Here is a 26,080-nt window from a genome sequence, read left to right on the forward strand (position 1 = left end):
TGGGAATTTTCTACAATTTTTTTTGACAAAAAAATTTTCCGGGCCTCAGCGAACGACGACTTCATCCGCGCGAGTGAGGCCCAGAACATCGCGAGCCTGCTGATCCAGCAGGTCCAGGTCAAGATACGCGTCCGACAGACGATGCGTCAGGTTTTCCATTCGCGCGACATCTTCCCGAATTCGGTCCAGTTCTGCGTTCAGTTGGTCAGCTTCGACATTGATCTCGGCGCGACGGAACAGGCCATAGTCACCCTGCACGGCGGCAAAAATGAAATAGGCGCCGATGCTGAGCGCACCTGCGGAATAGATCAGGCCCCCGAAGGCGGGCCGGTTGCGGAATGCGCTCATGTTTCTGCCTCTCCCGCGCCTCTTTTGGGCGTGTGGAGGGGAGTATGCCACAGGCTGGCGGGACTGTGAATCCCCTGCGTTGGCGATTTTCGCACCCTAGCTCAGAGCGGCCACTCCTGGCAGCACCTTGCCTTCCATCCATTCAAGAAAGGCCCCGCCTGCTGTAGAGATATAAGTGAAATCCGCGGCCGCGCCCGACTTGTTCAGTGCGGCCACCGTGTCCCCGCCTCCGGCGACTGAGACGAGTTTGCCCTCTTTGGACAGTTGCGCTGCCTGCGCGGCGGCGGCGTTGGTCGCGGCATCGAATGGGGCGATCTCAAACGCTCCTAGTGGGCCGTTCCAGATCAGGGTGCTGGCTTGTTCAAATGCCCTTGCGATATGCGCCACGCTCTTGGGGCCGGCATCAAGGATCATTGCGTCTGCCGGACACTCGTCGGCCATCACCACCTCGTTTTTGGCGCCCGCTTTGAATTCCCAGGCGATAACGACGTCGCGCGGCAGAAGGAGTTCGCAGCCTGCCTGTGCCGCCTTTTCAACGATCTCTTTAACCGTACCCGCCATTTCATGCTCGCACAGTGACTTGCCGACGTCGATGCCCTGCGCCGCAAGGAAAGTGTTGGCCATGCCGCCACCAATCACCAGCACATCGACCTTTTCCACAAGGTTCGACAGCAGTTCGAGCTTGGTCGATACTTTCGCTCCACCGACAACCGCTACGACCGGTCGCTTTGGTGCGCCGAGTGCGGCTTCTAGCGCGCTCAGTTCAGCCTGCATCAAGCGTCCGGCGCAGCAGGGCAAGAGCCGGGCCAGCGCTTCGGTCGAGGCATGTGCTCGGTGCGCTGCTGAAAAGGCATCGTTGCAATAGATGTCGCCCAGTCGCGCCATATCCGCAGCCAGATCGGCGTCGTTCTTTTCCTCACCGGGGTGAAAGCGCGTGTTCTCGAGCAGCAGTACCTGACCCGGCTGCAGCGCGGCAACCGCTGCTTCGGCAGCGGGCCCGACGCAATCGGCGGCAAAGACAACGTTCGCCCCCAGCGCCTTTTCGAGGGCCGGTATTAGTGGTTGCAGACTCATCTCAGCCACTCGCTGACCCTTTGGGCGGCCAAAATGTGCCAGCAGCACCGGATGTCCGCCCGCCTTCAGAATGTCCGATACCGTGGGCGCAATACGTTCCATCCGGGTGGCATCGGTGACTTGGCCATCCTCGACCGGCACGTTGATATCGACCCTGGTCAGCACCCGGTTGCCCGCCAGATCCATGTCGTCGAGTGTTTTCCAAGCCATCATGCTCTCCTTTTTCGCTTGGTCAAGGTTTCGCCCGACCGAGCGCAGAGGTCAATGCACCGTCTTGTCCATTTGGACCCCGCGCATTAGGTAGATCGCCAAAGACAGCCAAGGGAGAATATCATGGCCGAGATCAAAGACCCCGAAAACACCATCCTGCTCGAACTCAAGGGCGGTACCGTGACGATTGAATTGCTGCCTGATGTAGCGCCCAAGCACGTCGAGCGGATGAAGACGCTCGCCCGCGCCGGTGCCTATGACAACGTCTGCTTTCACCGGGTGATCCCAGACTTCATGGCGCAGACCGGCGATGTGGCCAACGGCAACATGGAACAGGATTTCAACATTCGTGCGGCGGGTACCGGTGGATCCGAGCACCCCGACGTGCCTGCGGAATTCTCGAAACTGCCGCATGACCGTGGCACGATTGGTGCGGCCCGCAGCCAGAACCCGAATTCCGCCAATTCGCAGTTCTTCATCAATTTCAAGGACAACCATTTCCTCAACGGTCAGTACACAGTCTATGGTCGGGTGATTTCCGGCATGGAACATGTCGACGCCATCACCAAGGGAGAGCCGCCCGCGAACCCTGACCGCATGATCTCGGTCAAGGTGGCAGCAGATGCGTAATGCGGCGTTTGCCCTGATGCTCAGCGCCAGTCCGGCGCTGGCCAGCGGTCTTGAAATCCAGATGGATGGCGAGGCCAAGGGGGTCATCACCATCGACCTATTCGAAGACGTCGCGCCGCAACATGTCGAACAGATTACCGTGCTCGCAGCCGAAGGTGCATACAATGGCGTGGTATTTCACCGCGTGATTGACGGCTTCATGGCGCAGACCGGGGATGTCGAATTCGGCAAGGTCGGCGGCGACATGCGCATGGCGGGGCGCGGCGGATCTGACCGGGCCAATGTGCCAGCGGAATTCTCGGATATTCCGTTTGAGCGCGGCGTGGTGGGCATGGCACGGTCGCAGGACCCGAATTCAGCCAACTCGCAGTTCTTCATCATGTTCGATCAGGGCGATTTTCTGAACGGCCAGTATACCGTCGTTGGTAAAGTCACCGGTGGCATGGATGTGGTTGACGCGATCAAGCGCGGGACAGGGCAGAACGGATCCGTGGTTGGTGCGCCGGACGTGATGACATCGGTAACTGTTACCGACTGACACCGAGTCAGCTCAGAAAACCTTGGGCGCGCGGCAAAACCGTTCCGCGCCCGAGGCCGCGTTTTCCAAATGATATTGCGGGTCGTCAGTGCTCGGCTTTGCGCCGACCGGTTGCGGCTGCACCGTGCGACGGTCACCGCCGCCCAGCGCGCCATGCTCACGTCGCCATGAACCGGGGCAGACGTCGCGCCACTGGCGTCAGACACGGATGCCAGATCCAGGTGCCTCCCAATCTGTGCCGCGCCGCACCGGTGCCCAGCTTGAACCGGGCAAGTCCCGGAGCATCCTGAGTGTTGATCATGCCCAGATCCAGACGTGTGACGCCTTGGCCCGACAACCACAGCATCGCCTGCCACAGCAGCAGATTCATGGCGTTGGTTTTGCGACCGTCCTCGGCGCTGTGTCCTATGTGGTATGTCGCCATGGAGCCATGGCGCAGAATTAACAGCCCGGCCAACCGCTGAGACCCGCGCCAAGCCTCGAATAGCTGCGCGGCACCGGGATTGGCGACGGCGTAGGCCGCTGAGAAGACGGCAGGCCAGCCACGATACCCCTTGGCACTGGCTTGCGCGGCTTCGGCCTGCAACAGCCAGTGATTGGCGTCGCGCAATGGGTTGTGTGTGACATGCAGGCCTGCCGATTCGGCGCGATTTAACCGGTTGCGCCACTTTTGTCGCAATGCCCCGCGCATTGCGACCGGCGTGCCCAAAGGCAACAATGCCAGCGTCGCGGGGGTGACCAAAGGCCAAAAGCCTGCCGCGCGCAGGGCTGTGGCGTCGATGCCATCTGCATTCAGGATAAGCGGGCGTTTCACTTGGTTTAGCCAGGCTTTCGGTGCCGCCGCGCAATGCCAGACTGGCCCGCGCGAGACGATGTCGACAGCCCCCAGAATGGGCACCCGCCGCTGTCGGGATTGCCAGACCGCCTCATGCGTCTCGTGGCGCTGCAACGCAATACCAAGATGCGCACAAGTTTCGGCAAATTCAGTCGATTGGGGCAGGGGGCGGTCAGGGAATCGCATGACCCCAGTAACACTCTGGAAAGTTTCCACAGGTTTAATGCCCGGATGACCGATATCGCATTTAAGGGCGCCAAAGCACCGCGCCCCCGACCGACCCGTGCAGCAGCTCTGTTGATCGCTGTGATGCTGTCCATTCCCTTTGCTTTGCTATGCTTTGTTGCGCAAATCTGGGTTTGACCGCAGTGCCTGACTCCTCGGCCGAAGGTGTCCTGGGGCATCGGTGACCGGTAGCCCCGAGCGTTGTAACCACTCAGCGCAGCGATACTGTCCAAAGCCCAGCGACCCGACGATCAAAGTCTGGGTGTATACGCGCCGCCATCGCTATGCACATAGTTTCAGGGCCGCAATATCATCATCTCGGCATGATCTACCTGTCCCTAGCATTGAAAAAACAAGCGCTCTTCCTGGCATGCACGACGGTCGGGCAGTCTTAGTGACGATCCGGTTCTTGACGTTGGGCCTTGGCCTTGATTTTGTGGACGTGTACGGGACATCCGGGAACGCAGTGTCCACACCCGGCGGACATCACAATATAAAGGATTTTCTTTTGATCAGTCTCAAACATTGGGGACTGGCCGCCTGCCTTGTGGCAGGTGCGGCGAGTGGCGCATCAGCCGGTGCGTGGCCGCGCGGAGAGGGTAAATCCTTTCTGTCGCTTTCGCTTCAGTCGCATGTCGCGGGCACGGGTCAGGGCAACTTTCTCTCGCTGTTCTATGAACGTGGTCTGAGCCCTGATCTGACGCTGGGTCTGGATGCGGGCCATGAGCTTACCTGGGGGACATACACAACTCCTATCGTGTTTTTGCGCAAATCATTCGCGCGGTCGGATGGGTCAAGTGTCTTTGCGGCCGAACTGGGGTTGGGCGTCACCGATCTGGGCAACGGGTCGCTGACGACGATACGGCCTGGGCTATCCTGGGGGCGTGGGGTTTCGTCCCGGTTGGGGCAGGGCTGGATCGGTATCGAGGCGACCTATGCCCATCGTTCGGACGGGTCAGCCCTGGGCAAGATTGATACGACTTTTGGGTTAAATCTGGAAAACGGATCGCTGGCGTCGCTGCAGTTTCAGTATTCCGCCCCCTCGGACGGTGATCAGTCGCTGGCGATTGCACCGTCTTATGTGATGAAGGTGAACGACCAGGTATTTATCGAGATGGGAGGCAGCTACGAGATGATCAGCGGCCGCAAGACGATCAAGCTGGGTGCCTGGTTCAGCTATTGAGCCAGCGTTGACCTGACTGCGCTTCGATTGATGGTGGGCGGCGCGGGTCCATAGGTCTGACACCAAGGTCGCATTCTGGCATCGCAAACGGTGTGATTATCTTTGCGGATGAATGCTTGTCGCCTGATCCTCGTCTTTTTGACCTATCTCTGTGCCGCCGTGGCCGCAGGCGCCGCACCGTCCGAACGCGACGTGATTGCCGCCCTTGTGGCCCCGCCCATGAGTTTGGGTGAGCGGATCAATGACAACGGTGTCTATCAGCTGTTGAATTCGGGCGGCGCCGCTGCGGGATATGTGTTTGAAACCGAACCGATGGCACCATTGCCGGGCTTTTCGGGCGCACCGATCAACGTGTTGGTGATACTCGACCTCGACGGGCGGTTTCTGGACGTCAGACTGCTGAGCCATAATGAGCCGATCTTTGTCTCTGGGCTGGGCGAGGCACCATTTCACCGGTTTTTTGAACAATACCGGGGCCATTCGATTTCCGAGACATTGGTGGTCGGGTCGCCCTACGGCGCGGGTGACGGCGGCGGGCAGTTGGTATATCTGGATGGGGTGACCAAGGCGACGGCCAGCGTGCGGATTGCGCATGAATCCATCCTTGCAGCCACGCTGACTGTGGCGCGGGAAAAGATGCAGGGCGTGTCGGCAGGCCCGCCCGCCGCGCCCGATCCCGACTATTACGAGGATCTGACCTGGACCATGCTGGTCGATCAGGGGCTGGTCGCCCATCTGCGCGTGACCAACGGTGCTGTGAGGGATGCATTTCGCGACACAATCTGGAGTGATGATGATCCCGAGGCCGCCGATAGCCCAGATGCGGATTATCTTGACCTTTGGGTTGTGGACCTTGGTCCACCCAGCCTAGCTCGCGTGGTTCTGGATGACGCGACGCTGGACCGACTGGCGCATTTTCGTGAGGTTTCCGGCTCGGACGAGCCGCTGTTGCTGATCGAGACGGCGCGCCACGGGCTGGTCTCAGAGGATTTTGTACGCAACACCGCGCCCGATTGGATCGGCATGCATCAGGACGGGTTGCCGGTGGCGCTGCGGGATGCTGATCTGCTGGTGGGTTTGCAACAAGACATGCCGCAGGCGTTGCACGACGGGGTCCAGATGATCCTGCGCACCGACCGGCGGTTGGGGTTTGACCCGACGCGCGACTGGACGCTTAAGGTGCAGGCGGTGCGCGAACACGGCATGTTCCGTCCCGAAAGTGGCGCTGTGACACTGTCGCTGACCCATCGCACCGCTGATCGGTTCTTTGCCCGTAGTGATGCGGTGGCGCGGCGCAGCCCGTTCAAAGAGGCGATCCGCAACCGGCAGGGTGATCTGCTGGCGTTGTCGGTTGGATTGGCGTCGCTGCTGGCTGCATTGCTACTGGCGCAGTCGCTGCTGGCCGGGCTGCGGGACTATACGCCGGTGCGGCTGGCGATTTTGGCCGTGGTGTTGGGCTTTGTCGGCTGGTGGGGCCAGGGGCAATTGTCGATTGTCACGCCGCTGGCGACGTTGCAGGCGGCGCTGCGTGGCGGCAGCTTTGCCTTTCTGCTGTATGATCCGTTTTCATTGCTGCTTTGGGGTGGGGCGATTGTTGGCTTTGTGCTTTGGGGGCGGGGGTTGTTTTGCGGCTGGCTGTGTCCGTTTGGTGCGATGCAGGAATTTGCACATCATCTGGGGCGGGTGCTGCGTCTCCGTCAGATTGAGGTGCCTGCACACTGGGATGCGCGGTTAAAACGGCTGAAATATCTGGTGCTGGCGGGGCTTGTCGGCGTGACAGTGTTGGCGCCTGCGTCGATGGACAAAGCGGTCGAAGTCGAACCGTTCAAAACCGCGATCACCACCTTTTTTGTCCGCGAATGGTATTATGTCGCCTATGCGCTGTTCTGGCTGTTTCTGAGCATGGTCCTGTTCAAGGGGTTCTGCCGCTATGTCTGTCCGCTGGGTGCGCTGATGGCGATTGGTGGCGCTTTGCGACTGCGGCGCTGGATCCCGCGACGGATTGAATGCGGAAGCCCGTGCCAGCTGTGCCGGGTTAAATGCAACTATGGCGCCATCGCCAAAACTGGAGAGATTGATTATGCAGAATGTTTTCAGTGTCTTGACTGCGTGAGTATCCATGAGGACCCAGCCCGTTGCGTGCCTTTGGTGTTGCAGATCAAGGCGTCGCGACGTCCGCAGCGATGCAGCAACCCGCCAGAGCGGGTGCCCGCGCAATGAGGCGGCGCAGATTCCTGTCGCTGGCCGCCAGCTTTGCCTGTGTACCGCAGTTTAGCGTCGCGCAGGCGTGGCGGGGGCGCGCCCTTGGGGCTGATTTTTCGGTCCGGATTGACGGACCGCGGGCGCTGGTCGGTCAGGCGTTGTCTGAACTGCCGGGATTGCTGGCTGCGGTCGAGAGGACGTTCAGCCTGTTTGACCCAGCGTCAGAATTGTCGCGCCTCAACGCGATCGGGCATGCGTCGCGTGTGTCGCCGATGCTGCGCGATGTCGTGGCCATCTCTGACCGGGTGCATGATCTGACCGGCGGGGTATTTGATCCTACGGTGCAGCCGCTTTGGCGCGCGTTGGCCAGCGGCGGTGATGCGGTTGCGGCGCGCCGGGCTATCGGCTGGGGACGGGTGCGGCATGGGGATGGTATTACACTGGATAGTGGGCAGGCGCTGACCTTTAACGGTGTCGCGCAAGGCTACGCCACCGATCTGTTTGCGCAACGGCTGACCACGCTGGGCGCCACACGGGCGTTGATTGATCTGGGTGAACAGGTGGCGCTGGGGGGGGCTTTCCGGCTGGGCCTAGCGGACCCGGATCAGGGCATTGTCGGTTGGCGCAGCCTGACCGATGCGGCGGTTGCGACCTCGAGTCCGGCGGCGATGGCTTTGGGGCAGGGACAGACACATATCCTGTCGCCGGATGGATCAGACCCCGTTTGGTCAACCGTCAGTGTCGAAGCACCGACCGCGACCCTTGCCGATGCGCTGTCGACTGCGGCGGTGTTTATGGACCGCGCCACGCTGCGCCGCCTCAGGGTGGTGGCGGGGCTGGGACGGATCATGACCGTTGACCGGGCAGGCCGAGTGTACCGGATCTGAAGGGCCTACCATTCGGGTGGCTGAAACGTCAGGCCATAGTCGGCGTAGATCGCCGGGATGCGCCCATCCTCCAAGGCGGCGCGAATCGCGTCGTCCACAGCATAACCCAGCGGCTTGTAGCCAAAGTGCAGCGCCACGCCGATCAGCCATTTCGAGCGCGCAAATCCGGCCAGCGGCGGTTGATGTACCGCCAGTGACGGCGCGAGCCCGTATTCCAACTGCGCCTTTGGTCCCATGGCTGCCATCACAGCACCCGACGAAAGTGCCGCCATTGCATCCTGCATGTCGGGGTAGCGATGCACCCCCCGCGCCAATTGGCCCCCGGCAAAGCCCGTCAGATAGAAATCCGCGATCGAATCATTCTCGACCGCGACGCTATCAAACCGGAAATAGGCTGGAACCGGCCCGCCATCGGGATAATGTGCGACGTCATAGGCAATCGCGATGCTTTCGCTGGCATAGATCCCGGTGAATGTCACCTGTTCGACCCGGCAGGCATAGGCGCTGTCATAGGGCACCCGCATCATCACATTCGAAACCGAGCCGCCGACAACCGGCCCCTTCCAGATATAATTGCGCAGATCCGCATCCAGCGTTTCGCTGGCGCCAACAAAATCGAAACGCGCCTCAACCCCCATGGCGTCGGCCACCAGCCGGGCGATGTCCACATCGACGCCGCGCGGCGTGCCGTTCTGCTGCCAGGAATAGGGGGGGTAATCCGCGTAAACGGCAAAGCGGATCCAGCCGCGATCAATAATCGTATCGACATCCTGACCAACCACGTCGCGCCCCGCGTTCTGGGGTTTGGGCTGGGGTGTGAAATCTGCGCAAGGGTCAGCCGCAAAAACGGCGGCAGGTGCGCAAAGCACCGCCGCCGCCGTTACAGCACACGCCCGGAGGAGAGAGGTCATGGCCGTATCGTAAAACGGGATCACTGCGTCGCCGACAGACCGATGGTCAGCGTCTCGGCGGCCTTGTCATAGGCGGCGGATGAGCCGTCGATCAGATTACCGGCCCGATATGCCACCGAATCCGCCACCGGCGCGCCCGACAGCGTGTCGATGTTGCTCGCAATGTCTGACAGTCGCCCCTTGAGGGCATCCGGGTCTGCGCCCGTCGAATCCAGCGCATAGGTTTTCAATTGGTCGCGGATGGCGTGCAATTCATCCGAAACCGCGTCCATTGCATCGCTGTCCGGGCGGGTTTCGACATAGGTGCGGATCGCCCAGGCCGCCTTTTGGCCCAGCAATTCGCCAAAGGCCGGCATCTTGGTGGTGCCGTTCTGGGTATAGCCGGTGCGGAACCGTTCGATGAACCACTCATCACCATATTCCTCGGCCTCCAGGAACCGCAGATCGGGGGCCAGCCCGCCGGACACCCCCTGCAAGCCATGGCAGCGTGCGCAGTTCTGATTGTAACCGGAATCGCCGATGTCGATGGCTTTGGCCCAAACCTCTTCACCGGCGGCTTCGGCGCGATAGGGGTTTTCTGTCAGCCAGTCCTCACCCACTTCGGGCAGGGAGGCGGTGTCGACGGGCTGCGGTGCGACATCCCCGTGTGCCAAGGTCAGGGTTGCAGTCGTCAGCAGCGCGGCGGCGCCCGTCATCAGGTGGGTTTTAAAACAGGTCATGGCGGTCCTTACGTATGACTGGGCGGTTTTCGTAGTCTCTATCCGGTGTAAAAAACCGGGCCATTGCCGGATATTGGACTTTCGTGCCAAAGGCCGCGCAGGCGGGTGCCGAGGTGTTGGACATTGGTCGTATTGGCGCCGCGCCTGCCGGTTTCTAGCCTCTGACATCAGGAGGATCTCATGCAGAAACGGTGCGTTTTCGGATGGCTTGGGCTGATCTTTGCGCTTGGGTGCGGGCCGGTTTTCGCCGGGGATCTGGCGGGTGGTTTGGCGGTCGGGGTGACCTATCTTCGCCATGAAGTGGCACCGCCACCGACATTGTCGAACCTCGACCCCGAGCCTGCGGATCGCGGCGTGGCTGGTGCGGCCCTCGGAATGCAAGAGAACGCCACGACCGGGCAATTCCTTGGTCAACATTACAGTCTCGACGTTGTTTCAATCCCTGAGGGTGGCGATTTTCTGGCGGCGGTGCGTGCGGCGCTGACCGGATCGGATCTGCTGCTCCTGGATGCCCCGGCTGAGGATGTGCTGGCCGCTGCGGATCTGCCTGGGGCGGCCAAGGCTCTGTTCCTCAATGTTTCGGCCGCTGACAGCCGTCTGCGTGGATCAGATTGTCGCACCAACCTGCTGCATACACTGCCATCCCTGGATATGCGGGCGGACGCGCTGGTCCAGATGCTGGTGCAGAAACGCTGGCGCGATGTGGCGATGATCACTGGGCCGAACCCTGTTGATCACGCCTTTGCTGATGCGATTGAGGCATCCATTCATAAATTCGGCCTCGAAATCGGCAGCCGTGCCGATTGGGATATCAACGCCGATATGCGCCGCAACGCCGCCGCTGAGGTGCCGCTGCTGACGCAGGCGCTGGGTGACTTTGACGTGCTGATCGTCGCGGATGAGGCGCATGATTTCGGGCGCTTTGTCCAATACAACACCTGGTTGCCGCGCCCGGTGGCGGGATCTGAGGGGCTGGTGCCCCGCACCTGGGCGCCGGTGATAGAACAATGGGGCGCAGCGCAGTTGCAGGCACGGTTCAGCGACCATGCAGGCCGCGCGATGAGTGACGAGGATTACGCCGCCTGGGCCGCCGTACGGGCAATTGGTGAGGCGGTGACACGCACGGGCCGGACCGATGCTGTCGCCCTGCGGGCCTATCTGTTGGGCGATGATTTTGAACTGGGCGGATTCAAAGGCAGCCCGATGACTTTTCGCGCCTGGAACGGGCAGATGCGCCAACCGATAGCGCTGGTACATCCGCGTGCTCTGGTGGCCACGGCGCCGTTTGACGGCTTCCTGCATCAGCGCAACCCGCTCGATACACTGGGTCTGGACGAAAGCGAGGCTGGATGTGAGGCGTTCCAATGATTGATGTATTTGCACGGAAACGTGGCACGGTTTTCGCTGTTGCCATCGTGGCGCTAGTCGGAGCGCCTGCTGTGGCGGACGAGATCTGGGTCACCAACGAAAAAGACAATACCATTTCGGTCATCGACATCGACACTCAGACCGTGACGCGCACGATTCCGACCGGGGAACGCCCGCGTGGCATCATCTTTTCGCATGATTTCAGTGTCGCCTATATTTGCGCCTCTGACAGCGATGCGGTGCAGGTCATGGACCCGGCAACCGGCGAAATCTTGCACGATCTGCCGTCGGGCGAAGATCCTGAACAGTTTGCGCTGCACCCTGACAACATTCACCTGTACATCGCAAACGAGGATGACGCGATCACCACCGTCGTCGATGTCGAAACGCACCGCGTGGTGCGCCAGATCAACGTCGGGATCGAACCCGAAGGCATGGCGGTGTCACCTGATGGCACATTGGCTGTCACCACGTCGGAAACCACCAATATGGCGCATTGGATCGACACGGCGAGCGGCGAACTGGTTGCCAACACGCTGGTGGATTCGCGCCCGCGGCACGCCGAGTTTGTCAAACACGGTACCGAGCTATGGGTCAGTTCCGAGATTGGCGGTACAATCACCGTCTTTGATGTTGCCACCAAGGCAGAGAAGGCAAAGATCACCTTTGATCTGCCGCGCATCCATCCGGATCTGATCCAGCCGGTCGGGTTTGAGTTTACCCGCGACGATGGTCTTGCCTTTGTGGCGCTGGGACCGTCAAACCACATCGCCGTGGTCAATGCCGACACCTACGCGGTCGAGGATTACATTCTGGTTGGGCGCCGGGTCTGGCACATGGCGTTTGATCGCACTCGTGACCGTCTCTTTACCACCAATGGCGTGTCGGGGGATGTGACCATGGTGGATGTGGCCAGCCGCAAGGCGATCAAGACCATCAAGGTCGGGCGCTATCCGTGGGGTGCCGCCTTTCGTCAGGTCGACTGATCCATAGCCGCGACAGGCGTAGTCATTGCGCGACCCATCCACTCTATGGGCCGGTCAGGCGTCGTCTGAGTTAGGGCGGCGTTGGTGGTCGTGTGCAGGACGGGTTCCGCCGCAACCCGATCCGCAACCAAAGGCGTAGGCCCGGGCATGCGACCAAAGCACAGCATGGCCCTGGCGGGCGTCCCTGAGCAGGCGGATGGCTGATCGGACTATCGGATTTGCGCTGAAACCGCCCGAACAGCGCCATTTCATCATCAAATCGCGTGATTCCGGCGCGAATTCGGCTCTGACTGCGGCTTGGCTGTCAAGTCCACATCAGTCGTACGACCTAAGCGCCGTAGGTCGCAGCACCCCGGTTTCGGTAGGTTAAGACCGAGGCCGGACACCGGGTGTATCCCAGCGTTCCGGGTTTCACGACCACCACTCAAGGGAGGACCAGCATGAACAAATTCATAACAATCGTCACCGCAAGCATCCTGTCGGCAACTGCGGCCCACGCGCAGGTAACAGAAGAGATGATCGCCAACGATCAGATCATGACCGACCAGATCGTGACCAACGGCATGGGCCGTGCGTTGCAACGGTATTCACCGCTCGACACGATCAACAAGGATAACGTCAAGAATCTCGTTCCGGCCTGGGCCTTCAGCCTTGGCGGCGAAAAACAGCGCGGGCAGGAAACCCAGCCGCTGATCTATGACGGTGTGATGTATATCACTGGCTCGTATTCCCGCCTGTATGCGATCGACGTGATGACCGGTGAGGAACTTTGGCAATACGACGCGCGCCTGCCCGAAGGCATTTTGCCGTGCTGTGATGTGGTCAACCGGGGCGGGGCGATCTACGGTGACAAGATCTTCTTTGGTACGTTGGACGCCCGCATCGTCGCGCTGGATCTGAAAACTGGCGATGTGGTCTGGCGTGATCAGATTGCGGATTACAAGGCAGGGTATTCTTACACTGCCGCGCCGCTGATCGTGGATGGTCTGGTGATCACCGGCAACTCGGGTGGTGAATTCGGCATCATCGGCGAAGTGCAGGCGCGTGATGCTGAAACCGGCGACATGGTCTGGACCCGTCCGGTGATCGAAGGCCACATGGGCACGCTGAATGGTGAAGAAAGCACCATGACCGGCACGCTCAATGCGACATGGCCGGGGGATATGTGGAAAACCGGCGGTGGTGCGACGTGGCTCGGCGGGTCATACGACGCTGACACGGACACGCTGGTCTTTGGCGCGGGCAACCCTGCGCCGTGGAACAGCCATCTGCGCAATGCCGGTACGCCGGTTGAGGGCAACACCGGTGACAACCTCTATGCTGCATCGCGCATCGGCATCGACCCGCACACCGGCGAAATAAAATGGCATTTCCAGACCACGCCGCGTGAAGGTTGGGACTATGATGGCGTCAACGAAGTGGTCGCCTACGAGGACCGCGCCGGCAACAAGCGCTTTGGCACCGCCGACCGCAACGGCTTTTTCTATGTGCTGAACCGTGAGGATGGCGCATTTGTCTCGGCCAAGCCGTTCGTCAAGGATATCACCTGGGCCAGCGGCATCGACGACACTGGCCGTCCGATCTTTAACGAAGACAACCGCCCCGGCGATCCTTCGGCAGCGACCGATGGCAACAAAGGCGAAGTGGTCTTTTCGTCCCCGTCCTTCCTGGGGGGCAAGAACTGGATGCCGATGGCGTTCAGTCAAAAGACCGGCAACTTCTATGTGCCCTCGAATGAATGGGGCATGGATATCTGGAACGAGCCGATCACCTATAAAAAGGGGGCTGCCTACCTTGGTTCGGGCTTTACCATCAAACCGAATTACGAGGATCATATCGGCTCTCTTAAGGCGATCGACCCGGACACCGGTGAATGGAAGTGGGAATACAAGAACGACGCCCCGCTCTGGGGTGGCGTGATGACCACAGGCGGGGGCCTTGTCTTCTTTGGCACGCCCGAAGGCAAGTTCTTGGCGCTGGATGACGAGACGGGCGAAACCGTGTGGTCGTTCCAGACCGGGTCCGGCATCGTCGGTCAGCCTGTCACGTGGGAACAGGATGGCGAACAATATGTCTCGGTCATTTCTGGCTGGGGTGGGGCTGTGCCGCTCTGGGGTGGCGATGTTGCCAAAAAGGTCAGCTATCTCAATCAGGGTGGCATGGTGTGGACATTCCGTCTGCCCCGCGATCTGGCGATGATTAAGTAAACCACGCGATCCAGCGAAACCACAGGGCGCCCGGCTTTTGCACCGGGTGCCCTTTTTTGTCTGCTGCGGTTGAATGCGGCGGTGCTATGGTCGTTCTGCGCAATGATCAGGCTCGCGGAAATGTGCCTGTCCGGGCACGCTTACGGGACTTGTGTTCCGTGCGGCCATCTAATAACAGACAAAAACACTTTGTCTTTCTGACGCGCGTGTTACACGCTGCCAGAAGACCAAAACCGGATCGCGTCCGACGTGATCAGACGAATTTAGGCGCCCACCCAGACGTTTAGGCAGGCACGCCCCAAAACAGGGACGACGAGCCACGATGGCGCAACACGAAGATATTCTGCGTCTCGGCGAAGGCCGGGTGCAAGGGGCGGTTCAGGACAATCGCGCGCTGCTGCGCGTTGGCGGAATTTCAGGGTTTGGGCGACGCGGTGGGGCGATCGCCGCGCATGCTGCAGAGCTGGCCAAAGCTGCCACTGGTTTGTTCGCGCGATCCGACGCACCACCCGTCGTGCTGGGCGCGCTGCCGTTTGATCCGGGCGCACCGGGTTTCCTGATTGCGCCCGAAGAGGTCCATATCGTTGACGCGGCCGCCGAAGATCGCCCCGCCGCCGTGGCCGAACCGCTTCAGGGCACGGATCTGACCTTCCGCGAAAGCCCGTCGCGCGAAGCCTATGCCGCACATGTGGCTGAGGCACTTGTCGCAATAGCGGCAGGTGACTTGGACAAAGTCGTGCTTGCCCGTGCGCTGGATGTCGAGGGGGGCGAGGCGTTTGATATTGCAACATTGGTCGGGCGACTGGCCAGCGATAGCTCGACCGTGCCTTATTGTCTTCCGCTGCCTGGATCGAATGCCACGCTGGTTGGTGCCTCGCCAGAGCTGCTGGTTTCGCGCACCGGGCGTAATGTGCTGTCACATCCGCTGGCCGGATCGGCGCGGCGACGCAGGGATGCCGTGGCGGACCGTGCGGCGGCGGCGGCGCTAAACGGGTCGCTCAAGGACCGGCATGAACACGCATTGGTGGCCGAACATGTGCGCGACATCCTCGCGCCGTTTTGTCGCCAGCTGACGCCTGAAATCGCCCCGACGCTTAGTGCGACGCCGGCCATGTGGCATCTGGGCAGCCGGATCGAAGGCGAGCTGAAAGATGCGCACACCCCGGTGCTCGACCTGGTTGCGGCACTGCATCCGACACCAGCGGTTTGTGGCAGTCCAACGGCTGCGGCGGCCAGCGCCATCTCCCGACTCGAGCCGGTGCCACGCGGATATTACGCCGGCGCCGTGGGGTGGAGCGATGCGCAGGGCGATGGCGCCTGGCATGTAGCCATCCGCTGTGCCGTGGTGCAGGGTGCGTCGGCGCGGCTGTTTGCCGGGGCTGGGGTGGTTGCAGGTTCTGACCCCGCCGCCGAGGCCGAAGAGACCGCCGCCAAATTTGGCACCTTGCTTGCCGCACTTGGCCTGTCGCCAAGATTGCTGTTGCAGGGGCGTACAGGATGACACGGCCCGTGCAACCGTTTCCCACTGACCGTGTGGTGGCCTATCGCGCTGCCGGACATTGGCGCGGGGATACATTTCCTGCGCTGTTGCGGCGTCTGGTGGCCGAACATGCCAACCGTACCGCCGTGGTGGATGGTGAGCGTCGTCTCACCTATGCAGACCTCGCCACGCGGGCGCAGGTGACAGCTGCGGGGCTGTTGGCACTGGGTCTGCGTCCCGGCGACCGCGTTCTGGTGCAGATGCCGAACCGGGTCGAGACACTGTTGGTGGTGTGGGCCTTGTTCGCAGCTGGTCTGCTGCCAGTCTATGCGCTTCCGGCCCATCGGCGCACCGAAGTGGCGCATTTCCTCGATAAGTCGGGCGCACGTGCCTACATCGTCCCCGACCGGGCGGACGGGTTCGACCATGTGGCACTGGCCAAAACCCTGAAGGATGAGATCGCCACACTTGATCACGTGATCGTCGCGGGGGGCGCTCAGGGCTTTGTCGCGCTTGAAGACTTGCGGGGCGATCCCGCGATATTGCCTGACGATCCTGATCCGCAGTCGGTGGCGTTTCTCCAGATCTCGGGCGGATCGACGGGGTTGTCCAAGCTGATCCCGCGCACCCATGACGACTATATCTACACACTGCGCGAAAGTGCACGGATCTGCGGGCTGACACCCGACAGCCGCTATCTGGCCGCACTGCCGGTGTCGCATAACTTTACCATGAGCAGTCCGGGTTGGCTGGGGGCGATGTATGCCGGGGCCACGGTCGTTCTGGCGCCGCGCCCCGCGCCGGATGTCTGTTTTCGCCTGATTGCGGCCGAAGGTGTGACCATCGCTGCACTCGTGCCGCCACTTGCCATGCTGTGGATAGAGGCGGCGCGTTTGATGAAACCTGACCTGTCAACGCTGGAGGTGCTTCAGGTTGGCGGTGCCAAGTTCCCACCAGAGGCGGCAAAACGCGTGCGTCCGGCGCTGGGCTGCCAGTTGCAGCAGGTGTTCGGTATGGCCGAGGGGCTGGTTAACTATACCCGGCTGGATGATCCCGATGACATCGTGACCGGCACACAGGGTCGCCCGATCAGCCCTGATGACGAGGTACTGATCACCGACGATGCGGGCAATCCGGTGCCGGATGGCACGCCGGGACATCTGCTGACGCGCGGGCCCTACACAATCAATGCCTATCACAACGATGACGGCGCCAATGCGCGCAGCTTTACCGCTGACGGTTTCTATCGCACCGGCGATATCGTGGTGCGTGGCGCGGGTGGCTATTTGACGGTGCAGGGCCGCGCCACCGACCACATCAACCGCGCCGGCGAAAAAATCTCGGCCGAGGAGATCGAGGATCATCTGTTAGCACATCCACAGGTCTTTGATGCGGTGGTGGTGTCGGTTCCCGATCCGGCGCTGGGCGAGCGGTCGTGCGCGTTCATTCAGCCGCGCGGGCCCGCGCCAAAGCCGGTCGAGATACGCCGCTGGATGGGGCAGCGCCAGATTGCAGCGTTTAAGATTCCCGATGAGATCCGGTTTGTCGACGGCTTTGCCACAACCGCAGTGGGCAAGATTTCCCGCAAAGAGCTGCGCGCGAGGTTGCGCGCCAACCTGCAAGACCAAGGAGCTAAGTGATGGCCATCCCGCGTATCGCCGCCTACGATCTGCCAAAGGCAGAAGACCTGCCGATACCACGTGCGCCCTGGCGGTTTGATCCGTCACGTGCGGCGCTGCTGGTCCACGATATGCAGGGCTATTTTTGCGCAGCCTACGACCGGGATGCGGCACCGCTCGCGCCTGTGATTGCCAATATCGCGCGGCTTGCTGCGGCGTGCCGGGTCGCGGGCATTCCGGTGTTCTATACGGCGCAGCACGGCGATCAGGACCGCCGGGACCGTGGACTTCAGGCCGACCTTTGGGGTCCGGGCATGTCCGAGACGCCGGAACATGTGGACATCCTACCCGAACTCGCGCCGCAGGCGGGCGACATCCGGCTGCTCAAGCATCGCTACAGCGCCTTTCAGCGGTCGAACCTGGACAGCCTGATGCGGGTGCGCAATCGCGATCAGCTGATCATCACCGGGATCTACGCCCATATCGGATGTCTCGCCACCGCCGCCGAGGCATTCCAGCGCGATATCGAACCGTTCTTTGTCGCTGATGCGCTGGCCGATTTCAGCCGCGATCGGCACGACATGGCCGTGGACTGGATCGCGGCCTGTTGCGGTGTGCCGGTGATGACCGAGGCGCTTGTCTCGCAGTTTTGAAGGACCTCAATAATGACCCCGACATTCGAAACCCTGCGCACCGAAGTGGCCCGGCAGTTGCGCACAGATCCCGCGACGCTAGGGCCCGATGACAGCCTGTTGGATCTGGGGCTGGATTCGATGCGCCTGATGAGCCTGTTTGTGGAACTCGAAAATCAGGGGCTGGTGGTGGATTACGCGCTGTTTCTCGAACGTCCGACGTTAAGTGGTATTTGGGCGGCTGCGGGACAGGGAACCGCCCCGGCATGAGTGGGCGCCTGTCCCTGACCGCTGCGCAACAGGGGATCTGGTATGCGCAGGCGCTCGATCCGACGAGTCCGGTGTTTAATACCGGACAGGTGGTGCATATTGACGGTCCGCTGGATCTGCCTGCATTCACGGCCGCAGTCGCGGCGATGATCGCTGAGGTTGATAGTTTCCGGCTGCGGTTCGACGCTTCAGGGGCTGAGGTCCGCCAATGGCTCGACCCGACTACGGCACCGGTGATGGAGGTGCGCAATCTGCGCGCGTTCCCGGATTCGGTGGCGCTGGCGCGGGCTGAGATGACGCAGGATCACGCAAGCGCAGTTGATCTGGCGCAGGGGGGAGTTGCACAATTTACGCTGTTTCTGACGGGGCCGGATCAGGCGCTCTGGTACGAGCGGGCGCATCATCTGGCGCTGGACGGCTTTGCCATGGTGCTTGTGACGCAAAGGGTGGCCGCGCTTTACAACGCCGCTCTGGATGGGCGCGCGCCGCCGCCGCCGTTGGCGCCGCTGTCGCGGGCGCTTGAGGAGGACGCGGCCTATCTGGCCAGCCCGAAATGCGCCGCTGACCGCGGGTTCTGGCACAATGCCGGGGTGCAGGGCGGCGCGCCCGAGGCGCTGGGGCAGGGGCGGGTGGTTTCAGCAGCGCGGTTTGATCGCAGCCGCCATCCTATCAGCGCAGCACAGCGCAGCGCCATCCTGGCACGGGCCGAAACCACCGATGTGCCCTGGCCCGACCTGTTGACTGCCCTGACCGGTGCATATGCGGCCCGCTTTGCGCCTGAGGGTCACGTGGTTCTGGGGGTGCCGCATATGGGGCGCATGGGATCCTCTGCGGCGCGGGTGCCATGTACGCTGGTCAATGTGTTGCCGTTGGCGATGACCCCGGACGAGGATGCGCCGCTGGACGATCTGTTGCGACGCACCGCTGCGGACCTGGCGCAGGCGCGGCGTCACGGTCGCTACCGGGCAGAGGGTCTGCGCCGTGATCTGGGGCTGATCGGCGGTGGCAGACGGCTGCACGGGCCGATGGTCAATGTGTTGCCGTTTGATGCGACGCCGCGCCTGTCGGGAACGCGCACCAGGCTCGAGATCCTGGGCGCCGGGTCGGTTGATGATATTACGTTCACCTTTCGTGACGATCCGGGGTCCGGGCTGCTTCTCGAAGTTGATAGCAACCCCGAACGCTACTCAGGAGATGAGGCGGCAGCGCATGGTGAACGGCTTTTGTGCTTTCTCGATGCCAGTCTGCGGGCGACCACACTGGCCGAGGTTCCTCTGGCCACGCCTGCCGAAACTAACCGCTTTCTGATCGCCGCGAATGCGACCGATCATCCGCTGCCCGACACCACGCTGACCACTCTGATCCAAGAGGCGCTGAGCGCCCGGCCCGACGCGCCCGCACTGACGTTGGGGACTGAAACCCTGAGCCATGCTGCGCTGGACCACCGCAGTCTGTTGCTGGCGCAGACACTGGCGTCGCGTGGCGTCGGACGGGGGGATATAGTGGCGGTGGATTTGCCACGGTCGATTGATCTGGTGGTCGCGCTGTTCGGAATCCTGCGGGCAGGGGCGGCATGGCTGCCGCTGAACCCAGAGGATCCGCCCGCCCGCAAGGCGCAGATCCTTGAGCTTGCGCAGCCTGCGCTGGTGCTGGGATACGACGCTGATGCGCTACCGCCTTCGGGCTGGACAACAACGCAAACCATCCCTCGTGCTGTGCCAGAACCCGATGATCCGGCCTATGTGATCTTCACCTCCGGCTCAACCGGTGCGCCAAAGGGCGTTGTCGTCGGGCATCGTGCCATCGTCAATCGGCTGCTCTGGATGCGCGATCAATATGGTGTCGGACCCAGAGACCGCATTTTGCAAAAGACGCCCGCGACGTTTGACGTCTCGGTTTGGGAGTTTTTCTTGCCAATTATCTCGGGCGCCGAACTGGTACTGGCCCCGGATGGCGCCCATCGCGATCCGCGCCACATCGCCCGCCTGATCCGCGACCATGCCATCACGACCGTGCATTTTGTGCCCTCAATGCTTGAGCTGTTTGTTGAATGCCGCGAAGCGCAGGGTCTGTCGATAGCCCGCGTTTTTACCAGCGGCGAAGCGCTGCGCCCGGATTTACGTGATCGGTTCCACGCCGCATTGCACGCGCAGCTGCACAATCTTTATGGCCCAACCGAGGCGGCGGTGGACGTCAGTTTCTGGGATGCCGGGCCTGCGGATCGCTCTGACCCGCTGCCGATCGGGCATCCGGTGTGGAATACCCGGATTTATGTGTTGGATGATCGCTTGCGGGCGCTGCCTGCGGGTGTGCCGGGGCGGCTCTGGATCGGCGGCGTGCAACTGTCGCATGGCTATCTTGGGCGCGACGACCTGACAGCGGATCGGTTTCGGCCCGACCCGTATATGCACGGCGCACGGATCTATGACACTGGCGACATGGCGCGATTGCGCGACGATGGGGCGATCCTGTACCTTGGTCGGTTGGATCATCAGGTCAAGCTGCGCGGCATCCGCATCGAACCGGGTGAAATCGAGGCCCGCCTGCTGGCCGCCTGTCCGCTGACCCAGATCGCGGTGGTACCGGTCGAACTGCGCGCGGATGAGCGCCGCCTGGTTGCCTATGCCGTCGCGGCGGCAGGGACCAACCCAACCACAGGCGATCTGCGCGCGATTGCGGCTCAATTGCTGCCGGAAGCAATGCGCCCGCTGAATTGGGTGCTGATGGACACGCTGCCGCTGGGATCCTCGGGCAAGCTGGACCGCAAGGCGCTGCCATTGCCGCAAGAGGCGGCCACCGCCGCAGATACCGATCTGACGCCGACCGAACGCCGGATCGCACAAGCGTTCGCCGACGTTCTGGGATTGAGCGCTCTGCCAGCCCGCGATGCGGATTTCTTTGACCTTGGGGGGGATTCCCTGGCGGCGGTCAGATTGGTGATGGCGCTGGAACAGGCGTTCGGCAGTGATCCCGGCCTTGGCACGCTGTTTGAGGCACCGACCGTCGCGGGGTTGGCCGCAGCCATCGCTGCACAGGCCGAAGTCTCCGCCGGGGCGGAATCGGTGCTGCGGCTGTCGCAGGGCGCGGGTGTGCCGCTGTGGTGCCTGCCACCTGCGGGCGGACTGGGCTGGTGCTACCGGGATCTGGCGCGGGCGCTGACCCGATTGTCTGACCGGCCGGTGATAGCGCTGCAATCGCCAACGCTGGATGTCGAAGCACCGGCACCAAACAGCATCGACGCGTTGGCCAGGCTCTACCTGGATCGTATCTGCGCGGTTCAGCCCGAGGGGCCGGTGCATCTGCTGGGCTGGTCCGTGGGCGGGATCGTGGCGCAGGCATTGGCCGCACAGCTAGAGGCTGCGGGCCGGACTGTCGGCGCATTGGCGCTGCTGGACGCCTACCCATCAGAGAACTGGCGCAATGCGCCCGAACCCGATGCCGTCGCTGCACTCAAGGCGCTGCTGGCAATTGCCGGAGAAGACCCAGACGCGCATCCCGAATTGCGCACACCCGAGGCAGTTCTGGGTTTCCTGCGTTTGCGTGGTCATCCATTGGGGATGCTGCCCGAGCCACTGGCGCGCGGGGTGATCCGCACGGTTCAGGGCACCAACCGGTTGATCCGGGCGCATCAGGAGCCACGGATTACGGCCCCTTTGCTGCATTTCACCGCGGCGCTGGATCACGCCGGAACCGGGATGTCGTCGCGGCAATGGTGCGCCTTTGCAGGTCAGGTCAGCGCAGTGCCGCTGAGCCAGCGCCATGCCGGGATGGTGTCGGCAGCGGCGAGCCGCCAGATCGCCGAACGACTGGCATATGAGATGACAGAACGGGAAAGGGATGCCCATGCAACTGACAGGGTTTGACGGACGGATTGCGCTGGTCACGGGGGCAGGCGGCGGGATTGGCCGTGCCACGGTTTCGGCACTGTATGATGCGGGCTGCACTGTGGTTGCAACCGATCTGCCGGATATGTTGAACGCGGCACCACAGCAGCATGGTGTGCATCTGCGACCGCTGGATGTCACGGACGCCGTGGCCGTCGATGCGCTCGTGGCCGAGGTCGAGGCAGAGCTGGGACCGGTGGAGCTGTTCGCCGGGACGGCTGGTATCCTGTCGACCCAACCCATAGCTGAACTTAGCGCCGAGGAGTGGCACCGGGTGTTTGATGTCAACATGCATGGCTCCTTTCACGTCACCCGTGCCGTGGCGCGTGGCATGGCAGCGCGGCAGCGCGGGGCAATGGTGGTGGTCAGTTCGAACGCTGGCGGCATCCCACGCCTCAATATGTCCGCTTATGCGGCGTCCAAGGCGGCGTTGACGATGTATGTCCGCTGTTTGGGGCTTGAGCTTGCTCCGCGGGGCATCCGCTGCAATGTGATTGCGCCGGGATCGACGCTGACCCCGATGCAGACTGGCATGTGGGCCGACGCCAGCGGCGCAGAGGCGGTGATTGCAGGATCGCTCGAAGGGTTCAAAACCGGCATCCCGCTGGGCAAGCTGGCGACGTCCGAAGATATCGCCAATTCGGTGATGTTCCTGCTGTCAGAGCAGGCCGGCCATATCGCGATGGCCGATCTGTACGTGGATGGTGGCGCGACCCTGCGGGGGTAGGGGCGGCTAGACCTCGGCCCATTGGCGCAGCAGATTGTGGTAGATGCCGCTTAGATCGGTGACAACCGGGTTTTGGGCATCCGCGATGGTCAGGCGCTGGATCGAGGTGTCGAGTTCGAACAGCAGGCGGCGTTTTTCGATATCGCGCACCAGGCTTTGAATCCAAAAGAATGACGACACCCGCGCGCCACGTGTCACCGGCTCGACCCGGTGCAGGGAGGTCGCGGGATAGAGAATAAGGTCGCCCGCCGCCAGTTTGACCCCATGGGCACCGAACGTATCTTCGACCACCAATTCGCCGCCATCGTAATCGTCGGGATCGGTCAGGAACAGGGTGCAGGACAGATCGGTGCGGATGCGGCTACCGTCCAGCGGCGACACGCGCATGGCATTGTCGATATGGTTGCCAAAGGTCTGGCCGGGTCCGTAGCTGTTGAACATTGGCGGATACAGCTGATGCGGCAGGGCGGCCGCGACGAACAGCGGATGCGCCAGCACGGCGCGGCGCACCATCTCACCGGCCTGACGCGCGGCGTCGCCGGTTTCGGGCAACTGATCATTGCGTTTGACCTGTGCTGCGATATGGCCCGCCGTCGCACTGCCATCGGCCCAGCCGCCGACATCGACGACCGCGCGGCATTGTGTGACCTGGTCCGGGGTCAGGACGTTGGGAACGTGCAATAGCATTTAAACCTGCCTTTCATGTGGAAAGGGGCCGCCCAAAGGCGGCCCCCGTTTTCTGGAAACTCGCCGCAATCAGAATTCGAAGTTTGCGGTCAGGTTGATCGAGCGGCCAGCCGCAACCGTGGCATAGTGGGTGCTGTACGATTTCTCGATATAGCGGTTGTCGGTCAGGTTGTTGATGAACAGCCGCAGCGACGCCTTGTCGTTGAACTGATATTGCGCCATCGCGTCCAGCCGCCAGAACCCGTCAAATTCGCGGGTGTTGGCGCTGTCGCCGAACTGCGAACTTCGATAGGTGGCGCCACCGCCCAGAGTGAGTTGCGGCGTCGCCTCGTAAGTCGACCAGACGTTAAAACTGTGCTTGGGCGTGTTGGGGAATTCGTTGCCCGCATTGCTGCCGTCGCCATCGTCGATGATGACCGCATCCAGATAGGTGTAGCCGCCGAACACCGTCCAGCGATCGTTGATATTGCCGGCCAGGCCCAATTCGAACCCGCGCACGCGGTTTTCACCCAGGTTCTTGGTCACGCCGTTGTCGCTGACGCGGGCATTGCTGGTCTTGTTCTCGAAAATGGCAGCATTGAGCGACAGGTTGCCATTATAGAGGTCCCATTTGGTACCCAGTTCCAGGCTGGTGGTGCGCACCGGATCCAGATCCTCGACTGCGGTGGACAGGTTATCGCCGCCTTCACCGTTGGACAGACCCGCAGGTTCCGCAGCTGTGGCAAAGCTCAGATAGATGCTGCCGTTTGGACGTGGTTTGTAGACGGCGCCCAGCTGATAGGTGAAGAATTCGGAATCGCTCTCTCCGCTGTAGGGGCCACCGCGTCCACCTGCGGTTTCGCGCTCAACATGGAAGTTGTCGTAGCGCAGACCAAAGTTCGCCTGCCATTTTTCGTTGAACTCGATCGTGTCGAAGGCAAAGATCGACAGGGTCTCCGCCGAGCCGGTGGTCGCCGATGTCGACCGGGCAACGGAACCCGACCATGGATCGCCGGGGTTGGGGTTGAACAGCGATGTACAGTTATAGTTCGATGCCGCCCCGACAAGCGCCGCGGTACAGTTCCTGGAATTGTTGGGATCCAGCGGATCGGCATCGGTGTCGACCGAATAGCCTGCGTTTGTGCTCTCTTCTTTGCTGATCTCGACCCCAAGGGCAAAGCTGTGGCGCAGCCGCCCAGTGGTTGCTGTACCGGTGAGTTCGGTCAGGTTGTACCAGGATTCGGTTTCCGAGCCGCGTGATTTCACTGAGCGCCAGACATAGCCGTTTGCCACGTTGCCGGCGCTGTCGTCCGGGTTGGTGGCGATGTATTCCAGCGATGATTTGGTGAACCGTGTGGTGTTGGAAATCATCAGTGTCGGGTTGAGGTCATACTCGAACCGCATGGTGGCGGAATCGTTGCTGGATTCCTGGAAATCGCGATCCGACAGGCCATAGAAGTTGTCGTAATCCACATCGGCAAGGTCCCCGGTGCCCGCAATCCATGGGATGCCGTAGTCGGGGGTATTGTCCTCTTCATAGTGGCTGTAGGACAGGGTCGAACGGAAAGGAGTGTTCATCCCGAATGAGATTGTTGCGGCTCCGCCGAACGAGCTTTCTTCGACGTCGTCGCGCCCGGCGATGCCGCCGCTTTGTTTCATCAGGTTGATACGCGCCGCGATGGTGTCGGACAGGACAAAGTTGCTGTCCAGCGTCGCGCCGGCGGTCTGGTCGGTGCCATAGGTCAGGCTGCCGCGAGTGAATTCATAATCCTTCGCGGTTTTGGACACCAGATTGATACTGCCGCCAGCGCCGCCGCGTCCGCTGAACGCCGAATCCGCGCCTTTGACGATTTCGACCTGTTCAAGGTTGAACGTGCCACGGCTTTGCGCGCCGGGGTCACGCATGCCATCGACCAGAACGCTGTTTTCCGCACTGAATCCACGGATGATCGGCCGGTCGGCGTTCGGTGTGCCGCCTTCGCCCGAGTTCATGCTGATGCCAGGGGTGGTGCGGAACACCTCTTCCAGCGTGGTGATCCCGCGCTCTTCGAGCAGTTCTGCGGGCAGCACAGTCACAGTCTTGGGGGTGTCGAGCAGCGGCGCGGTAAAGCGGCTGTCCGCCGAAGATTCGACGTTCAGCGGCGCTTCGCCGTCCTGGCCTTCGACCAGGATCGCGTCGATTTCTGTGGCGCCGGTGGTGTCCTGCGCAACGGCTGGCATCGACAGGCCAGCCGCAGCGGACAGCCCAAGGCCAAAAGCGGTGGTCAGGGTGCGCCCGTTTCGCGCGGTGTCGTGGCGCCACGATCTGATCGGTGCGCGTGTGGTCGGAATTGGTAGGTCTGTCATGGTGATCCCCGGTGGCAGAATGAGAAAAGTGATTCTGCTTGCTTAGGGACGCTGCGGATGCAGGCCGCGTGTGGCTGGCTGGTCCGGTCGGTGTAAAACAATACCTGACAATTTCAAGTGGTCTTTGTAATAT

General features: G+C 61.9%; 21 protein-coding genes. 14 read left to right on the forward strand and 7 right to left on the reverse strand.

Annotated features, from left to right (window positions below):
• Window positions 1-45: 45 nt before the first annotated feature.
• Both IMCC21224_RS08970 and pgk read right to left on the reverse strand, forming a co-directional pair.
• On the reverse strand, window positions 46-348 hold the full coding sequence (locus IMCC21224_RS08970; RefSeq protein ID WP_047995061.1) for a septum formation initiator family protein: 303 nt from the start codon (window positions 346-348) through the stop codon (window positions 46-48).
• Window positions 349-444: 96 nt separating this feature from the next.
• On the reverse strand, window positions 445-1,632 hold the full coding sequence (gene pgk, locus IMCC21224_RS08975) for a phosphoglycerate kinase (protein WP_047995062.1): 1,188 nt from the start codon (window positions 1,630-1,632) through the stop codon (window positions 445-447).
• Between the two features lie 123 nt (window positions 1,633-1,755).
• On the opposite strand from pgk, the gene IMCC21224_RS08980 reads away from it, so the two are divergent.
• Both IMCC21224_RS08980 and IMCC21224_RS08985 read left to right on the forward strand, forming a co-directional pair.
• Window positions 1,756-2,262, forward strand: coding sequence for a peptidylprolyl isomerase (locus tag IMCC21224_RS08980; protein ID WP_047995063.1), 507 nt, complete (start codon window positions 1,756-1,758; stop codon window positions 2,260-2,262).
• Window positions 2,255-2,800 carry a peptidylprolyl isomerase gene (locus IMCC21224_RS08985; RefSeq protein ID WP_047995064.1) on the forward strand — a complete coding sequence of 182 codons (546 nt, stop codon included), beginning with the start codon at window positions 2,255-2,257 and terminating at the stop codon, window positions 2,798-2,800. Before IMCC21224_RS08980 ends, IMCC21224_RS08985 begins: the two co-directional genes overlap by 8 nt.
• A gap of 157 nt (window positions 2,801-2,957) precedes the next feature.
• Here IMCC21224_RS08985 and IMCC21224_RS08990 read toward each other — a convergent pair whose 3' ends face one another.
• The gene (locus tag IMCC21224_RS08990; protein ID WP_047995065.1) at window positions 2,958-3,821 is read right to left on the reverse strand and encodes a GNAT family N-acetyltransferase; all 864 of its coding nucleotides are present in this window, start codon (window positions 3,819-3,821) and stop codon (window positions 2,958-2,960) included.
• A gap of 547 nt (window positions 3,822-4,368) precedes the next feature.
• On the opposite strand from IMCC21224_RS08990, the gene IMCC21224_RS08995 reads away from it, so the two are divergent.
• The 3 genes from IMCC21224_RS08995 to IMCC21224_RS09005 all read left to right on the forward strand — a co-directional run bounded on the left by IMCC21224_RS08995 (window position 4,369) and on the right by IMCC21224_RS09005 (window position 8,132).
• Window positions 4,369-5,043, forward strand: coding sequence for a hypothetical protein (locus tag IMCC21224_RS08995; protein ID WP_156178197.1), 675 nt, complete (start codon window positions 4,369-4,371; stop codon window positions 5,041-5,043).
• Window positions 5,044-5,151: 108 nt separating this feature from the next.
• A complete protein-coding gene (locus IMCC21224_RS09000) occupies window positions 5,152-7,263 on the forward strand; it encodes a 4Fe-4S binding protein (RefSeq protein WP_047995066.1) in 2,112 nt (703 codons plus the stop codon).
• A complete protein-coding gene (locus IMCC21224_RS09005) occupies window positions 7,260-8,132 on the forward strand; it encodes an FAD:protein FMN transferase (RefSeq protein WP_047995067.1) in 873 nt (290 codons plus the stop codon). The genes IMCC21224_RS09000 and IMCC21224_RS09005 overlap by 4 nt, the downstream gene beginning before the upstream one ends.
• 5 nt (window positions 8,133-8,137) lie before the next feature.
• Here the strand turns inward: IMCC21224_RS09005 and IMCC21224_RS09010 are convergent, their stop codons facing one another.
• Together IMCC21224_RS09010 and pedF are read right to left on the reverse strand one after the other, a co-directional pair.
• Complete coding sequence (locus IMCC21224_RS09010) at window positions 8,138-9,043, reverse strand: ABC transporter substrate-binding protein (RefSeq protein WP_082135307.1); 906 nt, start codon at window positions 9,041-9,043, stop codon at window positions 8,138-8,140.
• 20 nt (window positions 9,044-9,063) lie between these two features.
• Window positions 9,064-9,762, reverse strand: coding sequence for a cytochrome c-550 PedF (gene pedF / locus IMCC21224_RS09015; protein WP_047995068.1), 699 nt, complete (start codon window positions 9,760-9,762; stop codon window positions 9,064-9,066).
• A gap of 180 nt (window positions 9,763-9,942) precedes the next feature.
• Here pedF and IMCC21224_RS09020 point away from each other — a divergent pair, with 180 nt between their 5' ends.
• From IMCC21224_RS09020 to IMCC21224_RS09060, 9 genes are all read left to right on the forward strand, one after another.
• Complete coding sequence (locus IMCC21224_RS09020) at window positions 9,943-11,130, forward strand: ABC transporter substrate-binding protein (RefSeq protein WP_082135167.1); 1,188 nt, start codon at window positions 9,943-9,945, stop codon at window positions 11,128-11,130.
• Entirely contained in the window at window positions 11,127-12,116 is a 990-nt protein-coding gene (locus IMCC21224_RS09025) for a YVTN family beta-propeller repeat protein (RefSeq protein WP_047995069.1), read from the forward strand. The genes IMCC21224_RS09020 and IMCC21224_RS09025 overlap by 4 nt, the downstream gene beginning before the upstream one ends.
• 440 nt (window positions 12,117-12,556) lie before the next feature.
• Window positions 12,557-14,323, forward strand: a complete 1,767-nt coding sequence (locus IMCC21224_RS09030) for a PQQ-dependent methanol/ethanol family dehydrogenase (protein ID WP_047995070.1) — start codon at window positions 12,557-12,559, stop codon at window positions 14,321-14,323.
• Window positions 14,324-14,645: 322 nt separating this feature from the next.
• Window positions 14,646-15,824 carry an isochorismate synthase MenF gene (locus tag IMCC21224_RS09035; protein ID WP_053078937.1) on the forward strand — a complete coding sequence of 393 codons (1,179 nt, stop codon included), beginning with the start codon at window positions 14,646-14,648 and terminating at the stop codon, window positions 15,822-15,824.
• The gene (locus tag IMCC21224_RS09040) at window positions 15,821-17,443 is read left to right on the forward strand and encodes a (2,3-dihydroxybenzoyl)adenylate synthase (protein WP_047995071.1); all 1,623 of its coding nucleotides are present in this window, start codon (window positions 15,821-15,823) and stop codon (window positions 17,441-17,443) included. Before IMCC21224_RS09035 ends, IMCC21224_RS09040 begins: the two co-directional genes overlap by 4 nt.
• Window positions 17,443-18,075, forward strand: a complete 633-nt coding sequence (locus IMCC21224_RS09045; protein WP_047995072.1) for an isochorismatase family protein — start codon at window positions 17,443-17,445, stop codon at window positions 18,073-18,075. The genes IMCC21224_RS09040 and IMCC21224_RS09045 overlap by 1 nt, the downstream gene beginning before the upstream one ends.
• A 12-nt stretch (window positions 18,076-18,087) precedes the next feature.
• Complete coding sequence (locus IMCC21224_RS09050; RefSeq protein ID WP_047995073.1) at window positions 18,088-18,324, forward strand: phosphopantetheine-binding protein; 237 nt, start codon at window positions 18,088-18,090, stop codon at window positions 18,322-18,324.
• Window positions 18,321-22,187, forward strand: coding sequence for a non-ribosomal peptide synthetase (locus IMCC21224_RS09055; RefSeq protein ID WP_047995074.1), 3,867 nt, complete (start codon window positions 18,321-18,323; stop codon window positions 22,185-22,187). The genes IMCC21224_RS09050 and IMCC21224_RS09055 overlap by 4 nt, the downstream gene beginning before the upstream one ends.
• Window positions 22,168-22,935 carry a 2,3-dihydro-2,3-dihydroxybenzoate dehydrogenase gene (locus IMCC21224_RS09060; RefSeq protein ID WP_047995075.1) on the forward strand — a complete coding sequence of 256 codons (768 nt, stop codon included), beginning with the start codon at window positions 22,168-22,170 and terminating at the stop codon, window positions 22,933-22,935. Before IMCC21224_RS09055 ends, IMCC21224_RS09060 begins: the two co-directional genes overlap by 20 nt.
• A gap of 6 nt (window positions 22,936-22,941) precedes the next feature.
• On the opposite strand, the gene IMCC21224_RS09065 is transcribed toward IMCC21224_RS09060, so the two are convergent.
• A complete protein-coding gene (locus IMCC21224_RS09065) occupies window positions 22,942-23,622 on the reverse strand; it encodes a Fe2+-dependent dioxygenase (RefSeq protein ID WP_047995076.1) in 681 nt (226 codons plus the stop codon).
• A 69-nt stretch (window positions 23,623-23,691) separates the two neighbouring features.
• On the reverse strand, window positions 23,692-25,947 hold the full coding sequence (locus tag IMCC21224_RS09070) for a TonB-dependent siderophore receptor (RefSeq protein WP_047995077.1): 2,256 nt from the start codon (window positions 25,945-25,947) through the stop codon (window positions 23,692-23,694).
• Window positions 25,948-26,080 lie beyond the last annotated feature (133 nt).

Origin of the sequence: Puniceibacterium sp. IMCC21224 (genome assembly GCF_001038505.1) — a bacterium.
Taxonomy (GTDB): Bacteria; Pseudomonadota; Alphaproteobacteria; order Rhodobacterales; family Rhodobacteraceae; genus Puniceibacterium.